The organism is Vibrio sp. OPT18 (genome assembly GCF_015163615.1).
In the GTDB taxonomy this organism is placed as follows: Bacteria; Pseudomonadota; Gammaproteobacteria; order Enterobacterales; family Vibrionaceae; genus Vibrio; species Vibrio coralliirubri.
On the sequence record NZ_JADDYK010000075.1, the window covers coordinates 181,211 to 203,596 of the forward strand.

Sequence of the window (22,386 nt, forward strand, 5' to 3'; positions counted from 1 at the left end):
TCCTTAATTTGATGCATTTAGAAGATGTGCATTATCTTGTAATGAATGTTCTGCGCTTGCTGATTGCGATGGTTTATTTTGAAGACTATTAATTTGGTTAAATGTATTAACCGCTTCCAGATCAGAATGATTATCAAACGTTGTGATTTTAGTGCGTGAGTTTAGGTTTTCTTTTAATTCACTCAAAATCGAATTCATATCCACGCTTGCTGCCTGCATATCAATGATATACCTTGACATTTCGAGGTTTTGTGAACCCACACCAGCAAATGTTGTAGTGATAATCTCCGTTGCAATACAAATTGATGTGTTTGCAGTTTTTACAATAATATTTTCTGATTGTGCTGAGTCATAAACACCTTTACCAATTGTCAAACGTGATTCTGTATATGTACCCTCGCAATTCAAAAATAATAGCTTTGATTTGAATTTCACCTCAGCCCAATAGATGTGGGAATGGTTGGAAAGGAGTCTTCCAAAAGTGAATAAAATCAGGGTAATCAAGATGTAGTCGCATTGCTCAATGACCAATACGCCAAGCTCGAATGCAGATCGGTTCGATAGTGAGTTAAGATTCAAGAATCCATTTGCAACATCTGAAAGATTAGTATAAGCCAAGTAGATAAATACAGTGCTTAAAAGTAGTGTTAGTTGACTCGACACAGTACCTAAAAGGCGTGTAACTTTATGGCTTGCAGACAATGTCTTCTCTACAACAACAGGCTGAGTTTCTTGTAAGAACTTACCTCGGTAAGAGCCTTTGCCTCCTGATTGTTCATTAAGTTGTGGATTGAATTTTATATAGCTTCTGTTTGGGATGTTTTTATATCTTCGATTAGCCATCACAACCTGATCCAAATTAATGAAAATTTCTTTCGGGTGGATGTTTTGCTCCCAAGTCTCACGACTTTCAGATGTTTCAGTTTTTGGATACTCAACGTTAGAGTTGAATGCAAACATTAGTAATGTATAAATTACGACTAAAAGACTAACCGAAATCATAGTGATTAACAGAGGAATGAAATTGATTTCCGATACAATTCCAGCCAAAAGAGCTTCAAGGTTGTCGTAATAACTAACATCTGATTCATTTAATGAAAATATTAGATTGACTGTCTCTATCAAATTATCAGGTATGTTGTTTAAGATAACTGACAATAGAATCGGCAATGATACGCTAAACACAACTGTCTTTACTAAGTCAAAAGTTGAAATTGAGCTTATGTTTGAAACTGATTTTTTGTCTATGCTTTGACCTGCAATGAACCAAACTTTTAGAAGATAAATCACGATAAAGAATGAATAAAGCTTCAAAGCAAAGCTCGATTCTATTGGTAAGATGTTCGTTGATAAAACGAAGTAAGTTAATGCCAGTGATATTAACGCTACACAACTCTGTATAACTGCAAAAACCACATTCTGCACAATGTTTCGTACTGGAATAGCTGCAAAAATTAGCTTTGGGAAAATTGAATGTAATATCAGTTCAATAACGCCTTCGGGTTCAGTAAAAGTCGTGTTGGTTCTGTTCATCAGCATTTGTTCGAGCGTATCAGATGTGTATAAACAATCTTCTCTTTCTCGACTCAGATCAGCATAATCATAAGCAAGTGAAGTAGGTGCATTACGCCCAACGTAGAACCTTACAACTTGCATAAATCCTTTTGATAAGGCTATCAATCCAATCGACAATACCAAAAATGCAATAGTTAATGTTGTCCAAACCATATATTGATTAATTTTAGACATTTCAGGCGCATTAAGTAAGATAAATGCACCAACTGCGAGTGTTAGAACACCTCTGATTATTTTAAATAAACCCTCTGTGCGGAATGGGTTTTTTATGCCAATTCCATCACTGCCAAATTCATAACTCATTTTAATTCACCACAAAGAAAATAGAAGATGTTCAGATAATTAGTTTATCTGAACATCAATATGTTGATTATTTTTTAGAACTGCATTTAAATGTTTTAACTTTCTGAATGGATTCAGGTGTTACTTTGTATCTAATCGGTTTTTTTCTGTCTGCTTTTCGGTCCATGAAAATGTTTTCAATATGATCGGAACTCCATACAACCTTTTTATTTCCAATCTCACCTTTATATTCTTTATCAGTTCTGAACATTACATCGTATTCAGTATCAGATACTTTTTTTAATTCAATTTTAAGCACAATACCTTCATAAAAACCACTATCGTCTTTTTCTGCGGTTACAAATGAGTATAAACCATCTTCTGATTTGTAGTCGTGCATACGAACAGATTGAAAATTTTCAATTCTCAGATATTGGTTGAAGTTGTCTGAGAATGTAAGTTTAGTTGGACCAATAACTCGTTCATCATCAGCAACGAGAACTAATCCATTAAGATCAGAAGTGCCGTAATATTTACTTTCTTTTGCAATGTATTCGCAAGTTGGAGTAACAGCGAATGCACTTGTTGAGATAAGCCCACTGAGCATTAATGGGATAAGAATAGATTTGTTCATTTGATTTCCTTTTAGTTAAGTATTTATCAAATTTTACTGACTAAACTTATGATGAAAAGGAGTTATGTTTATGAAATTAAAGATTTTAAGGTTAAAGGGAGTCATAAAGGTTCAATATGGATCTGTGAGGTATTTGATGACTCTCTTTTGTTCTTGTTTTGACAATTTGGACCCTTGAAAAATTATTTGGTCCTGTTAGTGTTTGCAAAAAAATGTTAGAGATTGAGTAATGACATTTGAACGAATTAAAACGCAATACTATACGGTTCCAAAAACAAATCATTTAGAACAATTGCTTTCTCAGTATAAAATAATTAATAACACTTGTTGTTCACTTAACGAACGACAATTGTTGTTGTATATAATCAATAGGGCAATCGAAGAAGAAGTAGAACTTTTCTCAGGTGAAGTATCTTTTGAATCTAAACAAAACATTAAAGTTAAAAAAACAAAATTGATCAAAACTCACTTCGATTCTATTTCAGAGGAATATGAAAAGTATGGTGCTCGAATTAGCCAGAGACAATATTTTTATCGATTGATTTCAGGGTATTTGGTCTTTCATATAAATCAGGTTTGTTTAGAAGAATCTCATTTGTAGACGTTCTTAACGTGGCAGGGTAGCTTACTACCAAGTTAAACATCTAAATAACTCAATATTGATCTACTTTCCAAATCGGATTTTTATGTGATATGCATCGAAGTTATTAATGATAAAATAAAGCGTTAATGTTTATAGATAAGAATGAGATCGTATGAAAGACCAAAACGAGCAAGCATTTGTCCATATTAATGAAAAAGGCATCTCAATTGGTGGTAAGGTGATTTGCCTTTGCTCTACACCATCACCAACCAATGAGCAGTTTGTAGTTAAAGGTGACTCGATTAGTGTTTACACTTCACCAGCTTCAACAAGTTCGGAGAAGATCAATGAGTAATGATGCAATTACTGTTGGTTCAAAAACAACAACGGGTGGTGTCGTTATAAGCGGTAATTCTGGTGTAGTTGTAAACAATCAACCCGTAGCATTGGTTGGAGATATAGCAACTTGTATGTGTGGCAGCAAGTCTTGCAGAGGAAAAGGTCCGATTGTTGCGACAAGCCCAAGGAATATTGTAGTCAATGGTATTTCTTTTGCCAAAGCTGGCGATTTAGTTGATACAGGCTGTGGAAATTGTTATTTGGCTCCAAGCTTTAACCAAGTTACGTTAGGTGCATCTTCTTCCCCTATAAGTATGGGAGGCGGAGTGTCTATTGGTAATGGTGTGAACGTCAATATCGGCGGTGGTGTATCTTTTGGATCTATGGGAAATGTTTCAATAGAAAAACAAGCTAATACAGGCATACCGAAAAATGCACCTCAAATTGATCCTAATCATGCTTATTGGCCACCATACAACCCATTAGCAAAAGATGGCGAAAAAACGCTTAAAGTTGATTATGTAACGCCTATAACAACTATTGCTTGGATGTCCCCAGAAGAAGCTCACGAGTTTTTACAGAATCTTTATGAAGATATTGGAGCTAATCAGTATTTACAGCAACTTAATGAAGATATTGATGTAGCGAAAGAGTCTTTACAGAACGTCTATGAAGATGTTGGAGGAAAAGAAACCTCTGGTCATTTGAAAGATTACGGACAAGGCTTAGGTAAAGGAATATACGATACAGTTAAGACTGTAAAAGGTTTGGGTGGTTTTGGCGTTAAAGCCTACACAAAAAACATAAATGGGCAAGATTGGATAATAATAAAAAACTACCACAAACACCTAAAAACTCTTGAACGAGGTAACAAATGGAAAGCTAATAATCCAAGGATCATTCAATTAGGTTTAGGTTTGAATGATCTAAAAGGTGCTGTTCGATACGTTCGTTTTAACGTTGGTTTAGAAGTTGCAGTATCAGTCGGTATAAATGCTGTTGATTATGCATTAAGAGATGAAGCCACATTAGCTGAGTTTGTCGGAAACTCGGCAGGAGATATTGTTAAAGGACTCACTGCATTAGGTTCTGCTGCATTAATTACAACTGCGTTTGTTCCTGCAACTGCAAGCGTTTTGTTAAGTGGAACAGTATTTGTTGTGATGTCTTTTATCGCAGGTAAAGGATTAGATGGTTTAGACAAACGAAATGGGTATTCGAAAGAAATCACTAAGGCAGTAGTAGAGTATTATAATGATTATAATTAGGATTTTACTGTGTATAGTTATTGCGCTTTTTTCGCTACATTTATCATCGGACTATATAGTTTTTTTTAGCACAACGTCAAAAGATATTTTAGTTGTTGATGGGATGTTAAATGTATGGGCGTCAATCTCAGGTGTTTTAATTGGACTATTTTTCTTATTGTACTACATCTGTCAAATATTGGATTATGAGATCACTGATAGAAAATTAAATGCAATATCTTTAATGCTAATTTTTATTATATCACCACTAATAAGCATTGCCATTCGTCAAGCCTCAGATAATAAAGTGGTTAATTATGTTGAATGTAAAGATCTTAGAGAATTATCAAGTCGTTATTCCAGTCGAACGTATGCTAAAACGATAGATTTATGTAATGATTTGAGATAGATGTTGCACTAATTTCAATAGTGTTTCATAAAAGCGAGTGATATCAATCACTCGTTTTCGTTTTCTGAGTAATCGGGTGAAGCTGATAGTGGTAGTTCATCAGCTCTTCGTTTGCTTGGAATAACTCGAACTTGAAGTAGAGCTGTTCAGTTAAGCACTTCAAAAACGCACTTAAATTATCTGTATGTATAAACAGTGAGATTGGTGCAATTTGGGCGTTATCAAGATCAGAAAAACAATTGTCTATATGTGCTCTATCAAGATATACAACGTCAGCTTCTTGAACTGGTGTATCTTCAATCAGCTTAGTTGTCATTCCTTCGCTCTCAAAGCTCTCTAACAGGCTGTATAGCTTCTCTACATCGTTCTTGCTTGAAACGACTTCATACTGGCTCAAAATGCTGTTTAAGTGCTTTTCGATAGAGCCAAATTTATTTTTCATTAAGCAAATGGTTTTGAGCTTCTTTTTGATTGTTGCGTATCGAGCTTGCTTCAACTTTGGTTTGAGAAAGTCGATGATGATTTTGTTGCGTTGCTCTTCTTTAACAAAGCTTTTAGAGCCATTGACTTGAAAATAGAGGTGAAGAAGTGTGTTTTCAAATGTAGTTTGTAGCAGTTTGTGATAAGAATCGTTGTTCATTAGTTAGTTTTAGAAGCTGAGAGTCTTATAATTTTATCATAAACAACACTAAAAAAGCCCACTCGAAAGTGGGCTAATATTTATTTTAATAATTCTTCAAACGCTGGTTCAAACTCGGTTTGAGCAAGGTTATTGTTGTAGAACGGAAGTCCCCACAAAGTGAAGTGCTTACCTTGCCATACTTGATCGATTTGATGTCGATCTTTTAGCTGTAATAAGAATGCTTGTTTCCACTCATCTTGTTCAAGTAGATGATCACCTTTTGGCTCAATAAAGACTTGGTAAGTTAAGCTGGTCTGCATTTCTTGACGCTTTAAGAACAAGACAAAATCAGGTTCAAACGGTTTACCATCATCAAATGAGTAGATTCTGAAATGTCGCTCATTCCGAACCAAGTAAACCTCATCATATTTGCGTTGTAAGTCTTCTATCATCTCATCAATGTATTTAACAAGATATTTCTCTTCTGACGTACCGTAGTTCTCATTAAATGCAAACCAGTCACGGCTCGATAGATCAAGTTGAAGATGTTGAGATAACGGCGCAGATTGAGGTACACCAAATTCTTGTTTTGAATTACCGTCATTAACAATGTTAAGAATTTTATCTCCGAAAACATTATGAACAAAATCAACTTCAAACTCGATCGAACCTTTGTAGTCAATTTTATCCTTATCAAGCTTTTCAGCAATTGTAGTAAGGACTGATTTAGTTGCGCCTAATTTTTCGATTTGTGTTAGTGATTGTAGAGCATCAGCTTTCGCACTAACACGCACTTTCACTTTACCCAAGTAATTGTCATCTTCGATGAACTGTTCGATAGATGTTAAATTAGGGAAATGTTGAATCAGCTTATCGAACGCCATCTCTGGAATTGAAGCCATAGCTTTACGAACAACGTGCTTTCCAAAAGACTTAATTTCAAACGATTTAGTTTTTAGATCAATCTGTCGGCTGGTAGTCGTATCAAAAACGGTTAATTCACTTGAAGCACCTGTTTGAACGGTATAGCTGTAAGATGTTTTAATCAAAGAAGAATCTAAGCCAATAACATCAGCTCTATCGTTAGCTAATCGCTTGTTTGTGTAAATAAAGCCATTCTTATAGAAATCAGTTTGTTTGAAGCTCTCTTTTAGTTTCAGTGGTAACTCTTTACTTAGTGTTGGAGCAATACCAATTTTTTGAAGAGCTTTATTAAGTTCTTGAATGTATTTCGGGTTATGAGCAGAGTAGTAGTAAAGCTCTTCACAAACTTTAAGCTCATGCTCTTCTTCTGTATCATCAAGAATGTCATATTTACGTTGATATAATGGTTGTTCGTCATTGATCTTAAACGGGCAATAACGAGCACCACGACCAATAAGTTGCGCTTCCTTAGTCGTTTCTTTGGGACTACGTACATCATAAAGTCGAACAATGTCAAAGAGGTTCAGAACATCCCATCCCTCATTTAGCTTATCAACGGCAAATACTGCACGTATTTCATTATCAGAATCTTCGAGAGAGTTAAGAAGAATCTGTTGACTTTCTACGCTATCTTTACTGTTAACTTCAATAGTATTTTCAATACCGAAATCACCTTGAAGTTCAAGAGCTACCGCTTCAAGACTGATATTATGTTTATCGAAGTAGTTAAACGCTTTTGAAACTATTCCAGTTGTATCAACAGAAGCTTTTATATCTTCCAAGACCTTTCCTGTAATGTTTTCAATCACATCGATAAACTCTTTATGAAAGAGCTGGCTTTCAGCGATTCTTTGAGATTTAAATAAGATTACAGGCTTGATTAATAGTTTATGCTTCTCAAAGATCTTACGTCGGTATTGACTAACAATAAGAGCTTGTAGAGCACGATTCATTGGCTCACTGTCTATTTGTACAACTTTAACTTCTTTTGAATAACCATCTAAACGAAATTCTTTCAGAGGATAATCAAACAAGACAATATCTTTATACTTTGCTTCGATCGCTGGGTCTGTCAGTTCTGCGGTAGCTGTAAATTCCAACATAATGTTAGAGGTATTAGCTTCGTAGATACTCTTTACAGTGCTTTCCCAACTTGTATAAGAGATTAGTTCATCGTTGTTTTTCTTTTTCTTTGTCTCAACGTTGATGTGGTGAGCTTCATCTGAAATCAAAACAACCTTGTGATCTTCAAAATCATCAAGAGACAATGCGTTTTCTTTTGGTTGACTCATTGTGATGTGAAGGTTTTGGATTGTTGTAAATACAATGTTAATATCATCATGGTTGGTCGCAGAGAAGTTATCAACTTCTCTGATGTTGACGTTTACACCATCAATTGAAATTACGTCATTGAACAGGTACTTTGAAGAGGCTTTGTTCAAGAAGTTTTCTTTTGTTTTCTTGATAATGTTTGCACTATTTACAAAGAATAAGAAATTACGGTATCCACGTTTGTAAAGTGTTAAAATCTCACCAGCCATTACCAATGTTTTACCTGAGCCAGTCGCCATATGGTAAAGCACATTTAAAGGCTGTGATTTATTCTGTTTAAAATGAGTTTCTAACTTGTACTCAAAACGTCCAAATGCTTCATATTGATATTCTCTTAGCTCAAACTTAGGATTTAAGTTTTTAACAATTTGATCATCAACTCGCTTTGAATAAAAATCTGGACCTTCTAAGGTCTTCATTTGTGTTAGTAATTCGTGAAGCATCATAAAATTATGCTCCGTAGAATTGATTATTCATCTCAATATCTTTTGCTGAGATGTTATTAGATTCATCTTGAATATCAGATAAGTTCACGTATAGCTGGTTCTTATCAATCATTTCGATAAGTAGCTGTTTTTGCTCTTCAAGAGGTAGTGCTTTAAATGACTCTATTTTATCATCAAATAATATAGGATCTACTTTGAATGATAGGTTAGAACTTTCTTTTAGCTCTGTCCATACAGCAAGAACTTTCTCTACTGTATCTGCACTTTCGATTTTAGCTAAGAATGTAGAAGCTTGCTCTGCAAGTTCACAATAAATGAATGAACTTCCACCTTGCCATGATAACTCTTTTGATATGCCACTTTGCTCACCACTTATTACTTTTTTGAGTCTTTCTATGGTGAATTCACTAATGTAGTCCATTTGTTCGATACATATAACTTGTCTATTCATTTTTATAGCGACAGCAGCAGTTGTACCGCTTCCAGCGAAGAAGTCCAGAACCAAATCGCCTTCTTGGGTTGAAATGTCGAGAATTTTTTTGATCACTCGTTCAGGTTTTGGTGTTGAAAACAACTCACTTGTCTTGTATGTAGGGAATAGTTTTTTTTGTTCAGATTTAGCTTGTCTGGTATGACCTGTTTCTTCAAGCTGCGCCCAGTATGATTCATCTTTTAACGACCATAGAGTTGATGGTGGTAGTCCTTTTTGCTCATATAGATATGTTCTACGTTTAATATTTGTATTATCAACATTAAAGTATATTTCACCTGACTCCATTTTTTGTTGAAGTGTTGTTTTGTCCCATCGCCAGCCATTGGTTGGCGGGTTAATTATATTTCCATTAGGTGCAACAATATCGTATGTGAGGTTTTTTCTTGGGTTCGGAGAATTCAATGGATTACCATCAAACCAAGGACCACGAGGATCATTATTAGGGTTTTTGTAATGCGAAGCCTGTTCTTCTGTTCTTGTGAGCTTGTAGCTTTCCCATGATGGATTGTTTGAATAGACTAATATGTAATTATGATCTGTTGAAAATTTCTTTGCATCATTGTTGCTATTATCGCTATGTCTCCATATCACAGTGGTAATAAAACAATCTCGACCATAGATTTCATCAGCAAGAACTTTTAAATATGCTTGTTCATTTTCATCACAAAAAATAAATATAGTTCCAAGTTCTTTTAATAACCCTTTGGAAACTAATAATCTATTTTTCATAAAAGTAAGCCACGTTGAATGACTAAATGAATCATTATATTTAAAACCATCTCCATTTGTATTATATGGAGGGTCAATACAAATCAAATTAACTTTTTTTTCATATCTTTTTAGACAAGATAGAGCTAAAAGGTTATTTCCCTTTATTAGAAGATTGTCATCATCATTAAAATCGAAATTAACATGCTCACCATCAGAATCAAACTTCTTAAAATTAGTGAGCGCTTTTGGCGCTAACAGAGTATCAACTTGTTCTGGGGCAAGCGTTTCATTCCAAAAAATTTCATTTCGTTTCTGGTCTTCTTTTGTCTGACCACCCTCTAAAACACAATCTTTGTAAGGCCATGCAAGAACAATGTCGTTTGATTCTGAAAGATAATGCGTGTCAGAAGCTAAACCAATTTTATTCTTAAATTGAGTGTAGCTGTCTGGTAAGAATGATTTGTTGTTCACAAAACGTTGAAACGCCACTTTGTCGAAAATCAACATACCATCAACATCTTGAAAGAAGTGTTTTTTAAGTTGTTCATCAGCCAGAAGCAGTTTGAGTAGAGCAGGATCAAGGTTCAGAGCCAATTCAACGATTTTGTTTTTAGCCAGCTTACCATCAATTACAAGTCGATCATCCGCTTGTAAGGCGTTAGTTAGTGCATTTAGAATAGGTAACATTATGTTTTTCTTCGCTTTTGATGCCAAAGGACATTGGTTAAAAAATTTGACCGATTATACAAGAATTTAAGATGGAAATCATTAAGCTAAGTCATAGTATGGAAGGTGATGTATATGGGACAGGGATTAAGAGGTGATATGGTCAATATTATTTCTGAAAATATGTTTACTCTCACAGCTAAAAGACAACCAAATCAGTAAATTGATGTATTGTAGATTTGCGTTGTTAGTAGGTTATTTAATGAATAGATATGTATTTTTAATGTTGTTTTCTTCATTCTTGGTTGGTTGTTCTTATTCAGTCGATACATGGGTTTCAAGTGAAGATGAACCAATAATCACTGAACAACATACAGAAGAATACTGGAATAAAAAAGGTTATTTTGACGGACCTTGTGGGTGGGTGAAACAGGAGAAAGTTTCAACATTACCAAGCTTAAATTCAAATGGCTTTCTGAAAGGTACGGATGTTGTTGTCGAGTTTGCAGATGATAACAAGATTCTAAAAGAGATTTCTGTCCCAGCGAATAGTATGGTTATTGGTGCAGATGAGAATAGTATATACACAAATATTGGATTAAAAATTGGGTCAGATGGGTCATTGTCAAAAGCCTCGTTAGAGTTAACTTCTGCAAAACCAATAGAATGCCCTGTTGCAATGATTGAGTATTTTGGTGGTTCAGATTATTTGATATGTACAGAATTTGAACTTGATAATCAAACATCACGTTTATTTGCTTTCCAAGGTTCTTGCACTTAATAAGTATCAACTTTTAAGGAAAGAGTTAGATGTTGTGAGTATGTAAAAGTGAAAGTATGACCAGAATAAAAATCCTGTTTTGTTTTACATCAGGTTGTGAAACAATACTTTCGCTCTTGTGATTGTCCGACTTACCTGTTTGTCTGAGGGCAAGTGTCATTGGCAGGATAGCCATAAATTACGTGTAGGGAACATTGTAAGCATTAAAAAATTGGTAATGCACCGTCAAGGTCAAAAGAGGTTGTTCTCTATGAGTAAGGTGCAATACAAGCTTCCGATCTTTCTGAATATTAACGGTAAGAAAGTATGCCATTTGGTTGATTATCATTTGGCTATACAGTTCCGAAAAGAGGGGTCATCTGAACAACTCTTGAAAGAGTTAGTTCAAAAAGCAGCTTAGTATGTCGGCAACCAAGAGCAACTGAATCATATCAAAACCACTCAGATGAGTGGTTTTTTGCTTTCTGGGTTGGGGTTAATTGAATCTTGAAAGGGGGCTTTATAAACACAAAAAGAGAAGAGTTTTCATATTAAAACCCTTTTGTTTTTCCATTTATAACAATGGGTTGACTTCAAATTTTCATATGCGGTGTTTTTCTTTTGATTATATTGATCATCCAAACCATAGCGTCAACAATCGCGTTTACGCCATTGATGATAGGGTCACGTTTCTCTTTCGCTTGTTTAGAAATCGCAATACCGAAGAATAAGCAGAAAACTAGAATTTGAAGAATGTTTGCTTCATTCAGTGATTGGAAAACGTTGGTCGGGATCATGCCCGTGATGGTTGCCCAGAACGTTGGAAGTTCGCCTTTCGCAGCATATTCAGAAGAGAACATGCCTTCAACGCCAGAAACATCGATACCACGACCTGGTTCGAATACTTCCCCCATTACAAGCGCTAGTGCTACAGCAAGTGCAGACGTTAGTGCAAAGTAACCCAGTGTTGTTACACCGACTTTACCAGCCGATGAGCTATTACCTAGACCTGCAGCACCTGAAATTAGGGCAACCGCGACTAGAGGAATAACCAGCATCTTGATCAAATTGATGAAGATAGCACCCAGTGGAGCGAACATAGTTGCGCTGTCACCCATCATCGCACCGACTACAGTACCGATGATCATTGCAATAACGACTTGAACGCCGATGTTGCTTAGTAAACTCTTTTCTTTTAACACTTCCATAACCTCTGTGCTACTAAATATAAAAATCCCAGAACTACTCACCAATGTACGATGTACCATTGGATTAATATTTCGCGACGAGTTTTACACGTATCCTTTACATTTATCAATATGAGCAGAGGTGAAAGTCTCTGAAAAACAGGTGGTCTAATGTCATTTGTTGATTTTGCACAACAATGCAATCGTTTGCTTTGGTTTTTTATAGCGATGTTATTTGTTGAATTTATAAAAGCTTTTTCACTGGAGGATTTGTGAATGATTTGCAAGCGTTGGTGTTGAAAACGTTCCATTAACATTTTGATTTCATTTTCGGGTGTTTTTTGAACGTTTGTGTTGGGGTAAATCCACAGGTACGTGTTGTGTGAAATTTAGCCTGAACTATGCTTAAGGTATCTATTTATTACCAAGATGTTACCTCTGCGCTTTAAATAAAACGTCTATCTAGCATCTCAGTTGTAAGGAGAGGGGCTATGACTTTTATATTAAAGTACTTGTTTGCGTTTCTTCTGTTGTTCAGCTCTGTGTTCGCTCAGGCCGATGATGTCTGGGTGATTGAGGTGAACGGAGGGATAGGTCCGGCGACCAGTGATTACCTCACGAGAGAAATAGAACAAGCTCACGATGAGCAAGCAAAGCTCATTATTTTGAAAATGAACACGCCTGGCGGGTTAGATTCGTCGATGCGTGACATTATTCGATCCATTACCACGTCACCGATTCCAGTCGCTACTTGGGTTGGGCCTGCGGGTTCACGAGCAGCGAGCGCCGGTACCTATATTTTACTTGCCAGCCACGTTGCTTCCATGGCGCCCGGAACTAATCTAGGTGCTGCAACCCCAGTGTCTCTTGGCGGTGGCAAAGCGCCGACTAATCCGTTATCTCCTCAAGACGATACCAATAAAGACGAGAACACTTCTGCGAGTGAGCAAGACGCAACCAAACAAGAGAACTCACACCAAGTAAAAGCCACCACTGCGATGGAAAAGAAAGTCATCAATGATGCAGCGGCTTACATCGTCAGTTTGGCTAAGCTGCACAAACGTAACGAAGAATGGGCAGAAAAAGCGGTGCGAGAGGCCGCAAGTTTGGATTCTGAGAATGCACTGACTCTTAACGTGATTGATTTTATTGCCAGCGACCTTCAACAATTGGTTGAACTGAGCAACGGCCGCATCATCACCATCAACGGTGTCAGTCAGGAAGTCCAACTTAGTGATGTTGCTTTTGTCGAGCGAGAACAAGACTGGCGCTTTAGTTTGCTTTCGGTGATCACGAACCCGAACGTTGCATATATCTTGATGCTGATTGGTATCTACGGTTTGTTACTCGAATTCTATAACCCTGGAGTCGGGCTACCGGGTGTTTTGGGCGGTATCTGTCTGTTATTGGCGATGTACTCCTTACAAATGCTGCCGGTGAGTTACGCGGGCCTTGCTTTAATCCTATTGGGAATTGCCTTAATGGTCGCAGAGGCCTTTAGCCCGAGCTTTGGTATCTTCGGTTTGGGTGGCGTTGCCGCATTTACATTGGGCTCGATCATGCTGATGGATACCGAAGTGCCGGGTTATCAAATCGCATTGCCGTTAATTATCGGGATCAGTTTGTTCTCTGTTGCCTTTATCGTCGTAACAATATCAATGCTAGTCCGAGTGAGAAACAAGCCTGTGACTACAGGGATGGAAGCGGTGGTTGGCGAGACAGGCAAAGTTGTCAGCGGTTTCCCGGGTGCTGGCCGAGTGCTAGTTGAAGGTGAAATTTGGCAAGCTCAATGCGCCAGTGAACTGCAAGCGGGGCAGCTTATCAGAGTGACCAAACTGACTGGGTTGCTGTTGGATGTTGAGGCGCTACCCGATGAGATACCACCGAGGCCCAGTTAGCGCAGAATGTTAGGACAAACTTGATTGAATTATTTATTGCTTAACCATCGTTACCATTAGGGGGCGGTTATGTTTATACACACTATAGGTATTGTCATCGTGCTCGTTATCTTGTTGATAGCCAGCATGTTCAGAGTTCTGCGCGAGTATGAGCGGGCAGTGGTGTTCTTCCTTGGGCGCTTTTATGGCGTTAAAGGACCGGGGTTGATTATCATCATTCCTTTCATTCAACAAATTGTGCGGGTGGATCTACGAACTATCGTTTTGGATGTGCCAACACAAGATTTGATCACCAGAGATAATGTGTCTGTGAAGGTCAATGCTGTGGTCTATTTTCGAGTGCTCGATCCGAAGATGGCGATCAACAACGTTGAGAATTATCTTGAGGCCACCAGTCAACTTTCACAAACAACGTTACGTTCTGTGCTAGGGCAACATGAGTTGGACGAGCTGTTGTCTGAGCGAGAAGAACTTAATAGAGATTTGCAATCCATTCTTGATCAACACACCGATAACTGGGGGATTAAGATTGCTAATGTCGAGATTAAGCATGTTGACCTTGATGACAGTATGGTGCGAGCGCTTGCTAAACAAGCCGAGGCGGAACGTTCTCGTCGAGCCAAGGTGATACATGCGACGGGTGAGTTAGAAGCATCGACCAAATTACGCGAAGCGGCCGAAGTACTGAATCAAGCGCCTAACGCCATTCAATTGCGATATATGCAAACGCTAACCGAGGTGGCTAACGAAAGAACCTCCACCATCATTTTCCCAATGCCCATCGATTTAGTGGAGAAGATAACCGATCCGATCAAAGCGACGCTCAATGAGGCAGCGATTAAGAAAGCGATGAAAGCCGATGAGTGATTGGCTTAAATGAAAAGCAATAAAAAAGGCTCCACAGTTGTGGAGCCTTTTAATATTTGAATCGCTGGTTTGATTTATTGACCGCAGATTACTTTTGCGTAGCCGCTTTCATTGGCGTAACAAACTCTGCAAGTGCTTTAAGCATTGCTTCTGGTTGTTCAACGTTATTTTCAATGATTTTCACAACCGCTGAACCAGAGATAGCACCTGCAGCGCCAGCTACAATTGCTTCTTTCACTTGTTCAGGAGCAGAGATACCGAAACCAAGCAGTGCTGGTGGCGCATCAAACTTGTTCAAACGGTCAAGTAGGGCAGTCACAGGCATGTTTGCTTTGGTTTCTGCACCCGTTACGCCAGCACGAGAAAGTAGGTAAGTGTAACCACCACCTAGCTCAGAAACCGATTGAAGCGTCTCATCACTTGCTGTTGGTGGAGCAATAAAGATTGGGTGAATACCAAACTTTTTAGCTGCAGCAACAAACTCGCCACTCTCGTTGGTTGGGACGTCAGCAATCAATACAGAGTCGATACCTGCATTCGCACAACGCTCGTAGAAGTTCTCGATACCACGTGCGTACACCAAGTTTGCGTACATCAGCAGGCCGATTGGCAACTCTGGGTATTTAGCACGAATTTGACCAATAAGATCAAAACACACATCTGGCGTGACTTTAGAATCTAAAGCGCGAATGTTCGCACCTTGGATTGTTGGACCATCAGCAAGAGGATCAGAGAATGGGATACCAAGCTCAAGTGCATCTGCACCCGCTTCAACCAAAGTTTCCATGATCTTAAGCGATTGCTCAGGGTTAGGATCGCCAACTGTTACGAATGGTACGAATGCGCCCTGATTCTTTTCAGCTAAGCGAGTGAAGAGTGATTGATAGCGATCCATTATAATGCTCCTTTCTCTTTAAGAATGTCGTGTACAGAGAAAATGTCTTTGTCACCACGGCCAGATAAGTTAACGACTAGTAGCTGTTCTTTCTCTGGATCGTCATGAGCCATTTTGATTGCATGAGCCAAAGCATGAGATGACTCTAGTGCAGCGATGATACCTTCGTTACGTGCGATAGCTTGGAAAGCTTCTAGAGCTTCGTCATCGGTCACGTTGTCGTATTCAGCACGGCCAATAGCATTTAGGTGTGCGTGTTGAGGACCAACTGATGGGAAATCTAGACCCGCAGATACAGAGTAAGACTCTTCTACTTGGCCGTTCTCATCTTGCATCAGTGGTGCTTTCATACCGAAGAAGATACCTGTTTTACCGTGCTTAAGCGGCGCGCCGTGTTGGTCGGTATCAATACCTTTACCAGCAGGCTCTACACCGATTAGGCGTACAGACTCTTCTTCAATGAAATCTGCGAACATACCGATAGCGTTTGAACCGCCGCCGACACAAGCGATAACTGCATCAGGAAGGCGACCTTCACGCGCTAGAATCTGGTTCTTCGTTTCTTCACCAATCATGCGTTGGAAATCACGAACAATCGTTGGGAATGGGTGAGGACCCGCTGCAGTACCCAGTAGGTAGTGCGCGTCTTCATAAGTTGCAGACCAGTCACGTAGTGCTTCGTTACACGCATCTTTTAGCGTTGAAGAGCCAGAATGAACAGGGATAACCTCTGCGCCCATTAGCTTCATACGGAACACGTTTGGGCTTTGACGTTCAACGTCTTTTGCACCCATGTATACACGACACTTAAGACCTAATAGAGCACAAGCTAGAGCTGTTGCCACACCGTGTTGGCCTGCGCCAGTTTCAGCGATGATTTCCTGCTTGCCCATACGTTTTGCTAGCAATGCTTGACCAAGTACTTGGTTTGTCTTGTGAGCTCCGCCGTGAAGTAGATCTTCACGCTTTAGGTACAGCTTTGTTTTTGTACCTTTTGTTAGGTTGCGTGCTAGCGTTAGCGCCGTTGGACGACCAGCGTACTCTTGAAGAAGCGTCATGAATTCGCTGCGGAACTCAGGATCGGCTTGTGCATCGATAAATGCTTGTTCAAGTTGGTCTAGTGCTGGCACTAGGATCTGCGGTACGTATTGACCACCGTATTCACCAAAGTAGGCATCGAGTTTAGCCATTGTGTTATTCCTTCAATTCTACTGATGTGTATTCACACCAAGTCATTTAATCTTGTTTGAGCTTCGCAAAAGGCAAAGCTCACAAATATGTTTTTAGTTTTTGCTTTCTAATTTCTAGCGCCGAGCTTGGACTAGTAATTACGAATCGCAGCAAAAGCACGCTGCAGCTTGTCTGCGTCTTTTTTACCTGGAGCGGATTCAACGCCAGAGTTTAGGTCTAATCCTAAGCAGCCCAACTTAGCCGCTTGGTTAGCATTTTCTGGGTTTAGGCCACCCGCCAACATGATTGCGCTTTGGTTGTTGATTAGGCTCCAATCGAACACTTGGCCTGTGCCACCTGTTTGAGACCCCACTTTAGTATCTAGCAGGTGACGAGTCACGTTGCTTTCCAGTAATTCTGGTAGCGAGCTCTCTGCATCGGAAGCAACACCATAAGCTTTCCAAATCTCAACGCTTTCAGGCAGTGACTGTTTTAGCTCATCGACATATGCTTGAGACTCATCACCGTGCAATTGCACAGCGAACAAGCCTAGCTCAGAAACCGTTTTCTCAACGTCAGTAACGCTATGGTTTTGGAACACACCCACGTAGTTCAAAGGTGCGCCGCTCATAGTCAAACGAGCCGCTTCGATATCCACATGACGCTTCGATGCTTCAACGAAAATCAGACCACCGAATACCGCACCAGCTTGATACGCTTTCGCTGCATCATCAGAGTGAGTTAAACCGCACACCTTGTTTTCACCCAGCGTTACTTTACGCACCGCAAGCTCAAGGTTCTTTTCTGCCATTAGAGAGCTACCGATTAGGAAGCCATCTGCAAACGTTGAAAGGTCACGAACTTGTTGATGTGTGTAGATGCCAGACTCTGAAATCACGACTGCGTTTGGAGCCAGTTCGCGAATCAGCGGCGCCAACTCTTTAGTACGGTTCAAATCAGTCGAAAGGTCACGAAGATTACGGTTGTTAATGCCGATCACCTTAGCGTTTAGAGCGACTGCACGGTGAAGTTCTTCTTCGTTGCTGACTTCGGTTAGTACACCCATGTTGAGTGAGTGAGCGACTTCCGCCAGCGCTTTGTACTCTTCGTCATCCAATACCGATAGCATCAACAAGATAGCATCAGCGGAGTAATGACGAGCTAAGTAAACTTGGTAGGTATCAACCATGAAGTCTTTACACAGGATAGGCTGCTTAGCAATGCTGCGAACCTTAGGTAAAAACTCAAAGTCACCTTGGAAGTACTTTTCGTCTGTCAGCACTGAAATCGCGTTTGCGTGGTTGTTGTAAACCGACGCAATGTAGTCGAGGTCAAACTCGTCACGGATTAGACCTTTTGACGGAGATGCCTTTTTACATTCAGTGATGAAAACCGTTTGTTCTCCGCTCAGAGCATCATAAAAGCTGCGGTCTGTGGCAGTTAGTGACGCTTTAAACTCGTCTAATGGTTGAGTCTGCTTACGCGCTTCAACCCATTGGTATTTGTCACGAACGATTTTTGCTAATACTTCCGCCATTTCAGCTTCTTTGACTGAAACGTGGGTCGACAATTTATCGGTAGTCTGTGTCATGTTCTTTGTCTCAATTCGTCGTTCGTTAAGCGTGTGCAGCAAGCTTTTGTACAAGCTCGTACGCTTTGCCTGAGTTCATTGCGTCAATCGCTTGCTGTGCGTTGGCTTTTAGGTCTTCGTGACCAAACAGACGCATCAACAGAGCAACGTTGACTGCCACTGCGCCAACTTGAGCATCAGTACCTTTACCCGTCAGGATATCAGTTGTGATGGCTTTGTTCTCTTCTGGCTCGCCGCCCTTAATCGCTTCAAGAGGGTGAGTGTTCAAACCAAAGTCAGCCGGTGTCACTGTGTATTCGTGAATCTCGCCATCTTTAATTTCAGCAACGATAGTCTCGCCGTGAATCGCCACTTCATCTAAGCCGCTACCGTGAACAACCGCAGCACGCTTCATACCCATTTGCAGCATGGTTTCTGCGATAGGGCGAACCAACTCTTTGCTATAAACACCCATTAGCTCGATGTTAGGACGAGCAGGGTTAATCAGTGGACCAAGGATGTTGAAGATAGTGCGTGTTTTCATGGTTTGACGAACCGGCATCGCGTGACGTACACCAACGTGATATTGCGGAGCAAATAGGAATGCTACGCCAAGCTCATCAACAGCCGTACGTGTGTCTTCAGCTGTCATTGCTAGGTTGATACCGAACGAATCCAGCAGGTCAGAAGAGCCAGATTTGCTCGATACACTACGGTTACCGTGCTTCGCGACTTTTAAGCCACACGCTGCCGCAACAAATGCAGAAGTCGTCGAGATATTGATGGTGTTGTGACCGTCGCCACCTGTACCTACGATGTCTGCGAAATCATAATCAGGGCGCGGGAACGGGTTTGCATTCGCAAGTAGAGCTTTTGCCGCACCAGCAATTTCGTCTGGCGTCTCGCCTTTGATTTTCAATGCAGTCAGTGCTGAAGCCATCAGGATTGGGTCTAGGTCGCCCTTGATGATGACATCAAATAACTGTTGGCTTTCTTCTTGAGTAAGAGACTGCTGTTCGTAAAGTTTATTAATCTGTTCCATGATCGTTTCCTATATCGTCTTTTTCTCAAGAGCCCATTCGATAGCGTTTGCTAGAAGCGTTGCACCGTAGGTCGTCATAATTGATTCTGGGTGGAATTGGAATCCACACACCTTGTCTTGTTCTTGAACCACAGACATCACCAAATCATCGACTTCAGCTGTCACCGTTAGGCTATCAGATACATGCGTTGCCACTAAAGAGTGGTAGCGAGCGATAGCCAGTGGCGAAGGTAAGCCTTGGTAAGTCGCATGGTTTTGATGTTCCATCATCGACACCTTACCATGAATGATTTCGCCAGCGCCTGCAACGGTGCCGCCATAGGCTTCAACAATTGCTTGGTGGCCTAAGCAAATACCAATCAATGGCACTTTACCTTTTAGAAGCTGAATCAGCTCTGGCATACAGCCCGCATCTGCTGGAGCGCCAGGGCCTGGCGAAAGCAGTGCAACAGGGTTGTCTAGTTCGTTGATCGCCGCTTCAACAACCTTTGCCGGAATGTTGTTACGGTAAATCTTTACGCTGTGACCTAATGAACGAAATTGGTCTACAAGGTTGTATGTGAATGAGTCGAAGTTATCGATGAATACAATATCAGCCATGATTACGACTCCTTCTTATTTGTTAGGTTTTTAGTATGTGCAGCTTGAATCGCAGAGATAACCGCTTGTGCTTTGCCGCGAGTTTCATCGGCTTCTGCTTGTGGGTCTGAATCGAAAACCACACCAGCGCCAGCTTGTACTTGTGCCACGCCATCTTCAACGTAAGCAGAGCGAATTACGATACAAGTATCTAGAGTCCCTTCACCGGTTAGGTAACCGACTGCACCACCGTAGCTACCACGACGCGTTTTTTCTACGTCACGAATAAGCTGCATTGCGCGGATTTTTGGTGCGCCCGTTAGCGTGCCCATGTTCATACAAGCTTGGTAAGCGTGCAGAGCATCTAAGTCTTCACGGAGCTGACCAACAACACGAGAAACCAAGTGCATTACATGGCTGTAGCGGTCTACTTTCAGTAAGTCTGCTACGTGGCGAGTGCCAGCTTCAGCAATACGTGCCACATCGTTACGTGCTAGGTCGACTAGCATCATGTGTTCCGCGTTTTCTTTCTTGTCGGTACGCAGTTCAAGTTCGATACGGCTGTCTAGGTCGAAATCGATTTGACCGTCTGGGCGCTTACCACGACGACGAGTACCAGCAATAGGGTAGATCTCAATTTGGTTGGTTTCTGTCTCGTATTTCAGCGCGCTTTCTGGAGATGCACCGAATAGAGTAAACAGCTCGTCTTGCATGTAGAACATGTAAGGGCTTGGGTTGCTTTGTTTGAGTTCTTTATAAGCTGCCAATGGAGCAGGGCAAGGTAGAGTAAAGCGGCGTGAAGGTACCACTTGGAACACATCGCCTTTAACTACGTATTCTTTTAAATCACGAACCGTTTGGCAGAAGTCTTCATCTGAAACGCTTGGTACCGCTTCAACATTGTCTAGCGGCGTTACTTCTGTGATGGCTTTTAGTGACTGACACTGAGTTTGAATGTCGGCTAGACGGTCAGTTAATTGCGCTTTGATGCTTTCATCTTGAGCGAACAAGCTCGCATGAAGTAGGCCTTCGTTCTCTTGGTGGTCGAAACGCAACAGTGTTTCCGCAACGTAGAATACAAAGTCAGGACAATTGTTGGTTGCTTCAGCATCACCGAGTGGTTCAAAGTTTGCCACGATGTCGTAAGCGAATAAGCCCGCCATGAATAACGCGTGTTTATTATCCGCGTCTTGCTCAAAGCTGTGCTGAACTAAACGCAGTGCGTCGAATGAAGAGGCTTCTCTTAAACGTGAGTCTTCATCTAATTCATTGCTTGGCTCGACAAAAGTCAGCGTCAAAACGTTATCAGTCAGGTCAGATTTAATTTCTGCTTTAACGTTTTGAGTAAGGTGTTCAATTAGCGCTTGACCGTTTTCAGTCAATGCTTGAAAGGTTACTTCATGTCCGCGACATACGATGCGAACAGCAGAGTCGATAAGGAGTAGGCTTGTCAGGTTCTGTTTAGATTCAATCTCAGCCGATTCCAACAGCAAACTGTCTGTTTTGTTTTCACACAGAGTATGGAAAACGCTGGTTGGATCTTGCGAGTAAGGAACTGATGAATTGATGACCTCAATGGTTCCCAGCTTTTTGATTTCAATGGCCTTGTTCACAAGACCTCCTTTATGATTCTTTAAATTTCCTGCCGTACATAGTCGCATAAAGATACCTTTCACCCAATCTAGAATATGGTCAATTCGATGATTTGTTAGTCAGTTGAATGTGAGATGTTCGACAAATTAAAAAGCCCGCTATGAAAGCGGGCTTAGTGATAACTTTTTTATAAACAAACTGTTTAACTAGAAGTACACGTTAGCCCACCAAGAACTTGTCCAAGTGCGCCACCAATTAAGCTCTGAACTTGCTTCTACTGAAGAAAGTTCTAAAACTTTATCTTTATGGTTTTGGTTAAATTCTTGTAACATGGTGAACCTATCAAATGTGATACTTCGTATTTGTGTACTAGTTAACTAGTTTTCCGCTTGCGGGTCAAGTGTGTTGACACAAATATAACGATAAAAATTGAAAACAATGAAAAAGAATATATGAGAATTGATCTACATAGTCATACAACAGCCTCAGATGGCCGACTTACTCCACCTGAGCTAATTGACCGAGCGCTTGGCTTTAACATCGAAGCGCTAGCGATTACAGA

Annotated in this window: 20 protein-coding genes and 1 other annotated feature; of the genes, 7 read left to right on the top strand and 13 right to left on the bottom strand. The window is 40.2% G+C overall.

Features of this window, described 5'->3' with window-relative positions:
- Positions 1–3: 3 nt before the first annotated feature.
- Both IQQ51_RS20305 and IQQ51_RS20310 read right to left on the bottom strand, forming a co-directional pair.
- On the bottom strand, positions 4–1,878 hold the full coding sequence (locus tag IQQ51_RS20305) for a hypothetical protein (RefSeq protein ID WP_045405043.1): 1,875 nt from the start codon (positions 1,876–1,878) through the stop codon (positions 4–6).
- Between the two features lie 67 nt (positions 1,879–1,945).
- Positions 1,946–2,491 carry a hypothetical protein gene (locus IQQ51_RS20310; protein WP_045405041.1) on the bottom strand — a complete coding sequence of 182 codons (546 nt, stop codon included), beginning with the start codon at positions 2,489–2,491 and terminating at the stop codon, positions 1,946–1,948.
- 229 nt (positions 2,492–2,720) lie between these two features.
- Between IQQ51_RS20310 and IQQ51_RS20315 the strand changes: the two genes are divergently transcribed.
- From IQQ51_RS20315 to IQQ51_RS20325, 3 genes are all read left to right on the top strand, one after another.
- On the top strand, positions 2,721–3,092 hold the full coding sequence (locus tag IQQ51_RS20315; protein WP_045405038.1) for a hypothetical protein: 372 nt from the start codon (positions 2,721–2,723) through the stop codon (positions 3,090–3,092).
- A gap of 154 nt (positions 3,093–3,246) precedes the next feature.
- Complete coding sequence (locus tag IQQ51_RS20320) at positions 3,247–3,429, top strand: hypothetical protein (RefSeq protein ID WP_045405036.1); 183 nt, start codon at positions 3,247–3,249, stop codon at positions 3,427–3,429.
- Entirely contained in the window at positions 3,422–4,681 is a 1,260-nt protein-coding gene (locus IQQ51_RS20325) for a PAAR domain-containing protein (RefSeq protein ID WP_193841959.1), read from the top strand. The genes IQQ51_RS20320 and IQQ51_RS20325 overlap by 8 nt, the downstream gene beginning before the upstream one ends.
- Before the next feature lie 431 nt (positions 4,682–5,112).
- On the opposite strand, the gene IQQ51_RS20330 is transcribed toward IQQ51_RS20325, so the two are convergent.
- The 3 genes from IQQ51_RS20330 to IQQ51_RS20340 form a co-directional block, all read right to left on the bottom strand.
- Positions 5,113–5,709 carry a DUF2913 family protein gene (locus IQQ51_RS20330; RefSeq protein ID WP_193841960.1) on the bottom strand — a complete coding sequence of 199 codons (597 nt, stop codon included), beginning with the start codon at positions 5,707–5,709 and terminating at the stop codon, positions 5,113–5,115.
- An 80-nt stretch (positions 5,710–5,789) separates the two neighbouring features.
- On the bottom strand, positions 5,790–8,393 hold the full coding sequence (locus IQQ51_RS20335; protein WP_193841961.1) for a DEAD/DEAH box helicase family protein: 2,604 nt from the start codon (positions 8,391–8,393) through the stop codon (positions 5,790–5,792).
- 4 nt (positions 8,394–8,397) lie between these two features.
- A complete protein-coding gene (locus IQQ51_RS20340; RefSeq protein ID WP_193841962.1) occupies positions 8,398–10,284 on the bottom strand; it encodes a DNA methyltransferase in 1,887 nt (628 codons plus the stop codon).
- Between the two features lie 241 nt (positions 10,285–10,525).
- Here IQQ51_RS20340 and IQQ51_RS20345 point away from each other — a divergent pair, with 241 nt between their 5' ends.
- On the top strand, positions 10,526–11,044 hold the full coding sequence (locus IQQ51_RS20345) for a hypothetical protein (RefSeq protein ID WP_193841963.1): 519 nt from the start codon (positions 10,526–10,528) through the stop codon (positions 11,042–11,044).
- 572 nt (positions 11,045–11,616) lie between these two features.
- Here IQQ51_RS20345 and IQQ51_RS20350 read toward each other — a convergent pair.
- Entirely contained in the window at positions 11,617–12,231 is a 615-nt protein-coding gene (locus IQQ51_RS20350; RefSeq protein ID WP_265584328.1) for a cation:dicarboxylate symporter family transporter, read from the bottom strand.
- Positions 12,232–12,701: 470 nt separating this feature from the next.
- Here IQQ51_RS20350 and IQQ51_RS20355 point away from each other — a divergent pair, with 470 nt between their 5' ends.
- Together IQQ51_RS20355 and IQQ51_RS20360 are read left to right on the top strand one after the other, a co-directional pair.
- The gene (locus tag IQQ51_RS20355) at positions 12,702–14,108 is read left to right on the top strand and encodes an NfeD family protein (protein WP_193841964.1); all 1,407 of its coding nucleotides are present in this window, start codon (positions 12,702–12,704) and stop codon (positions 14,106–14,108) included.
- A 69-nt stretch (positions 14,109–14,177) separates the two neighbouring features.
- Positions 14,178–14,975 (top strand): slipin family protein, encoded by a 798-nt coding sequence (locus IQQ51_RS20360; protein WP_048613235.1) that lies wholly within the window; start codon positions 14,178–14,180, stop codon positions 14,973–14,975.
- 88 nt (positions 14,976–15,063) lie between these two features.
- Here the strand turns inward: IQQ51_RS20360 and trpA are convergent, their stop codons facing one another.
- From trpA to IQQ51_RS20395, 7 genes are all read right to left on the bottom strand, one after another.
- Positions 15,064–15,870: a tryptophan synthase subunit alpha gene (trpA, locus tag IQQ51_RS20365; RefSeq protein WP_048607245.1), complete on the bottom strand. Its 807-nt coding sequence runs from the start codon at positions 15,868–15,870 to the stop codon at positions 15,064–15,066.
- Positions 15,870–17,060 carry a tryptophan synthase subunit beta gene (gene trpB, locus IQQ51_RS20370; RefSeq protein WP_048613233.1) on the bottom strand — a complete coding sequence of 397 codons (1,191 nt, stop codon included), beginning with the start codon at positions 17,058–17,060 and terminating at the stop codon, positions 15,870–15,872. The genes trpA and trpB overlap by 1 nt, the downstream gene beginning before the upstream one ends.
- 131 nt (positions 17,061–17,191) lie before the next feature.
- Positions 17,192–18,631 (bottom strand): bifunctional indole-3-glycerol-phosphate synthase TrpC/phosphoribosylanthranilate isomerase TrpF, encoded by a 1,440-nt coding sequence (gene trpCF, locus IQQ51_RS20375; protein ID WP_193841965.1) that lies wholly within the window; start codon positions 18,629–18,631, stop codon positions 17,192–17,194.
- Between the two features lie 25 nt (positions 18,632–18,656).
- Positions 18,657–19,652: an anthranilate phosphoribosyltransferase gene (gene trpD, locus IQQ51_RS20380; RefSeq protein ID WP_193841966.1), complete on the bottom strand. Its 996-nt coding sequence runs from the start codon at positions 19,650–19,652 to the stop codon at positions 18,657–18,659.
- A 9-nt stretch (positions 19,653–19,661) separates the two neighbouring features.
- Positions 19,662–20,252: an aminodeoxychorismate/anthranilate synthase component II gene (locus IQQ51_RS20385; protein ID WP_193841967.1), complete on the bottom strand. Its 591-nt coding sequence runs from the start codon at positions 20,250–20,252 to the stop codon at positions 19,662–19,664.
- 2 nt (positions 20,253–20,254) lie between these two features.
- The gene (locus tag IQQ51_RS20390; protein ID WP_193841968.1) at positions 20,255–21,844 is read right to left on the bottom strand and encodes an anthranilate synthase component 1; all 1,590 of its coding nucleotides are present in this window, start codon (positions 21,842–21,844) and stop codon (positions 20,255–20,257) included.
- 125 nt (positions 21,845–21,969) lie between these two features.
- Positions 21,970–22,084: a sequence feature (Trp leader region), on the bottom strand.
- A complete protein-coding gene (locus IQQ51_RS20395) occupies positions 22,031–22,156 on the bottom strand; it encodes a trp operon leader peptide (protein ID WP_009848753.1) in 126 nt (41 codons plus the stop codon). Its footprint overlaps the feature before it by 54 nt.
- Before the next feature lie 96 nt (positions 22,157–22,252).
- Here IQQ51_RS20395 and IQQ51_RS27425 point away from each other — a divergent pair.
- A partial coding sequence (locus IQQ51_RS27425; RefSeq protein ID WP_416222584.1) for a PHP domain-containing protein occupies positions 22,253–22,386 on the top strand: 134 nt, incomplete at its 3' end.

What these genes read in the sequence shown, in the direction of transcription:
- IQQ51_RS20335 (WP_193841961.1), bottom strand. Translation starts at nt 8,393, where the DNA reads ATGATGCTTCACGAATTACTAACACAAATGAAGACCTTAGAAGGTCCA.
- IQQ51_RS20350 (WP_265584328.1), bottom strand. Translation starts at nt 12,231, where the DNA reads ATGGAAGTGTTAAAAGAAAAGAGTTTACTAAGCAACATCGGCGTTCAA.
- IQQ51_RS20340 (WP_193841962.1), bottom strand. Translation starts at nt 10,284, where the DNA reads ATGTTACCTATTCTAAATGCACTAACTAACGCCTTACAAGCGGATGAT.
- IQQ51_RS20395 (WP_009848753.1), bottom strand. Translation starts at nt 22,156, where the DNA reads ATGTTACAAGAATTTAACCAAAACCATAAAGATAAAGTTTTAGAACTT.
- IQQ51_RS20315 (WP_045405038.1), top strand. Translation starts at nt 2,721, where the DNA reads ATGACATTTGAACGAATTAAAACGCAATACTATACGGTTCCAAAAACA.
- IQQ51_RS20385 (WP_193841967.1), bottom strand. Translation starts at nt 20,252, where the DNA reads ATGGCTGATATTGTATTCATCGATAACTTCGACTCATTCACATACAAC.
- trpCF (WP_193841965.1), bottom strand. Translation starts at nt 18,631, where the DNA reads ATGACACAGACTACCGATAAATTGTCGACCCACGTTTCAGTCAAAGAA.
- trpA (WP_048607245.1), bottom strand. Translation starts at nt 15,870, where the DNA reads ATGGATCGCTATCAATCACTCTTCACTCGCTTAGCTGAAAAGAATCAG.
- trpB (WP_048613233.1), bottom strand. Translation starts at nt 17,060, where the DNA reads ATGGCTAAACTCGATGCCTACTTTGGTGAATACGGTGGTCAATACGTA.
- IQQ51_RS20360 (WP_048613235.1), top strand. Translation starts at nt 14,178, where the DNA reads ATGTTTATACACACTATAGGTATTGTCATCGTGCTCGTTATCTTGTTG.
- IQQ51_RS20305 (WP_045405043.1), bottom strand. Translation starts at nt 1,878, where the DNA reads ATGAGTTATGAATTTGGCAGTGATGGAATTGGCATAAAAAACCCATTC.
- IQQ51_RS20320 (WP_045405036.1), top strand. Translation starts at nt 3,247, where the DNA reads ATGAAAGACCAAAACGAGCAAGCATTTGTCCATATTAATGAAAAAGGC.
- IQQ51_RS20355 (WP_193841964.1), top strand. Translation starts at nt 12,702, where the DNA reads ATGACTTTTATATTAAAGTACTTGTTTGCGTTTCTTCTGTTGTTCAGC.
- IQQ51_RS20325 (WP_193841959.1), top strand. Translation starts at nt 3,422, where the DNA reads ATGAGTAATGATGCAATTACTGTTGGTTCAAAAACAACAACGGGTGGT.
- IQQ51_RS20345 (WP_193841963.1), top strand. Translation starts at nt 10,526, where the DNA reads ATGAATAGATATGTATTTTTAATGTTGTTTTCTTCATTCTTGGTTGGT.
- IQQ51_RS20330 (WP_193841960.1), bottom strand. Translation starts at nt 5,709, where the DNA reads ATGAACAACGATTCTTATCACAAACTGCTACAAACTACATTTGAAAAC.
- trpD (WP_193841966.1), bottom strand. Translation starts at nt 19,652, where the DNA reads ATGGAACAGATTAATAAACTTTACGAACAGCAGTCTCTTACTCAAGAA.
- IQQ51_RS20310 (WP_045405041.1), bottom strand. Translation starts at nt 2,491, where the DNA reads ATGAACAAATCTATTCTTATCCCATTAATGCTCAGTGGGCTTATCTCA.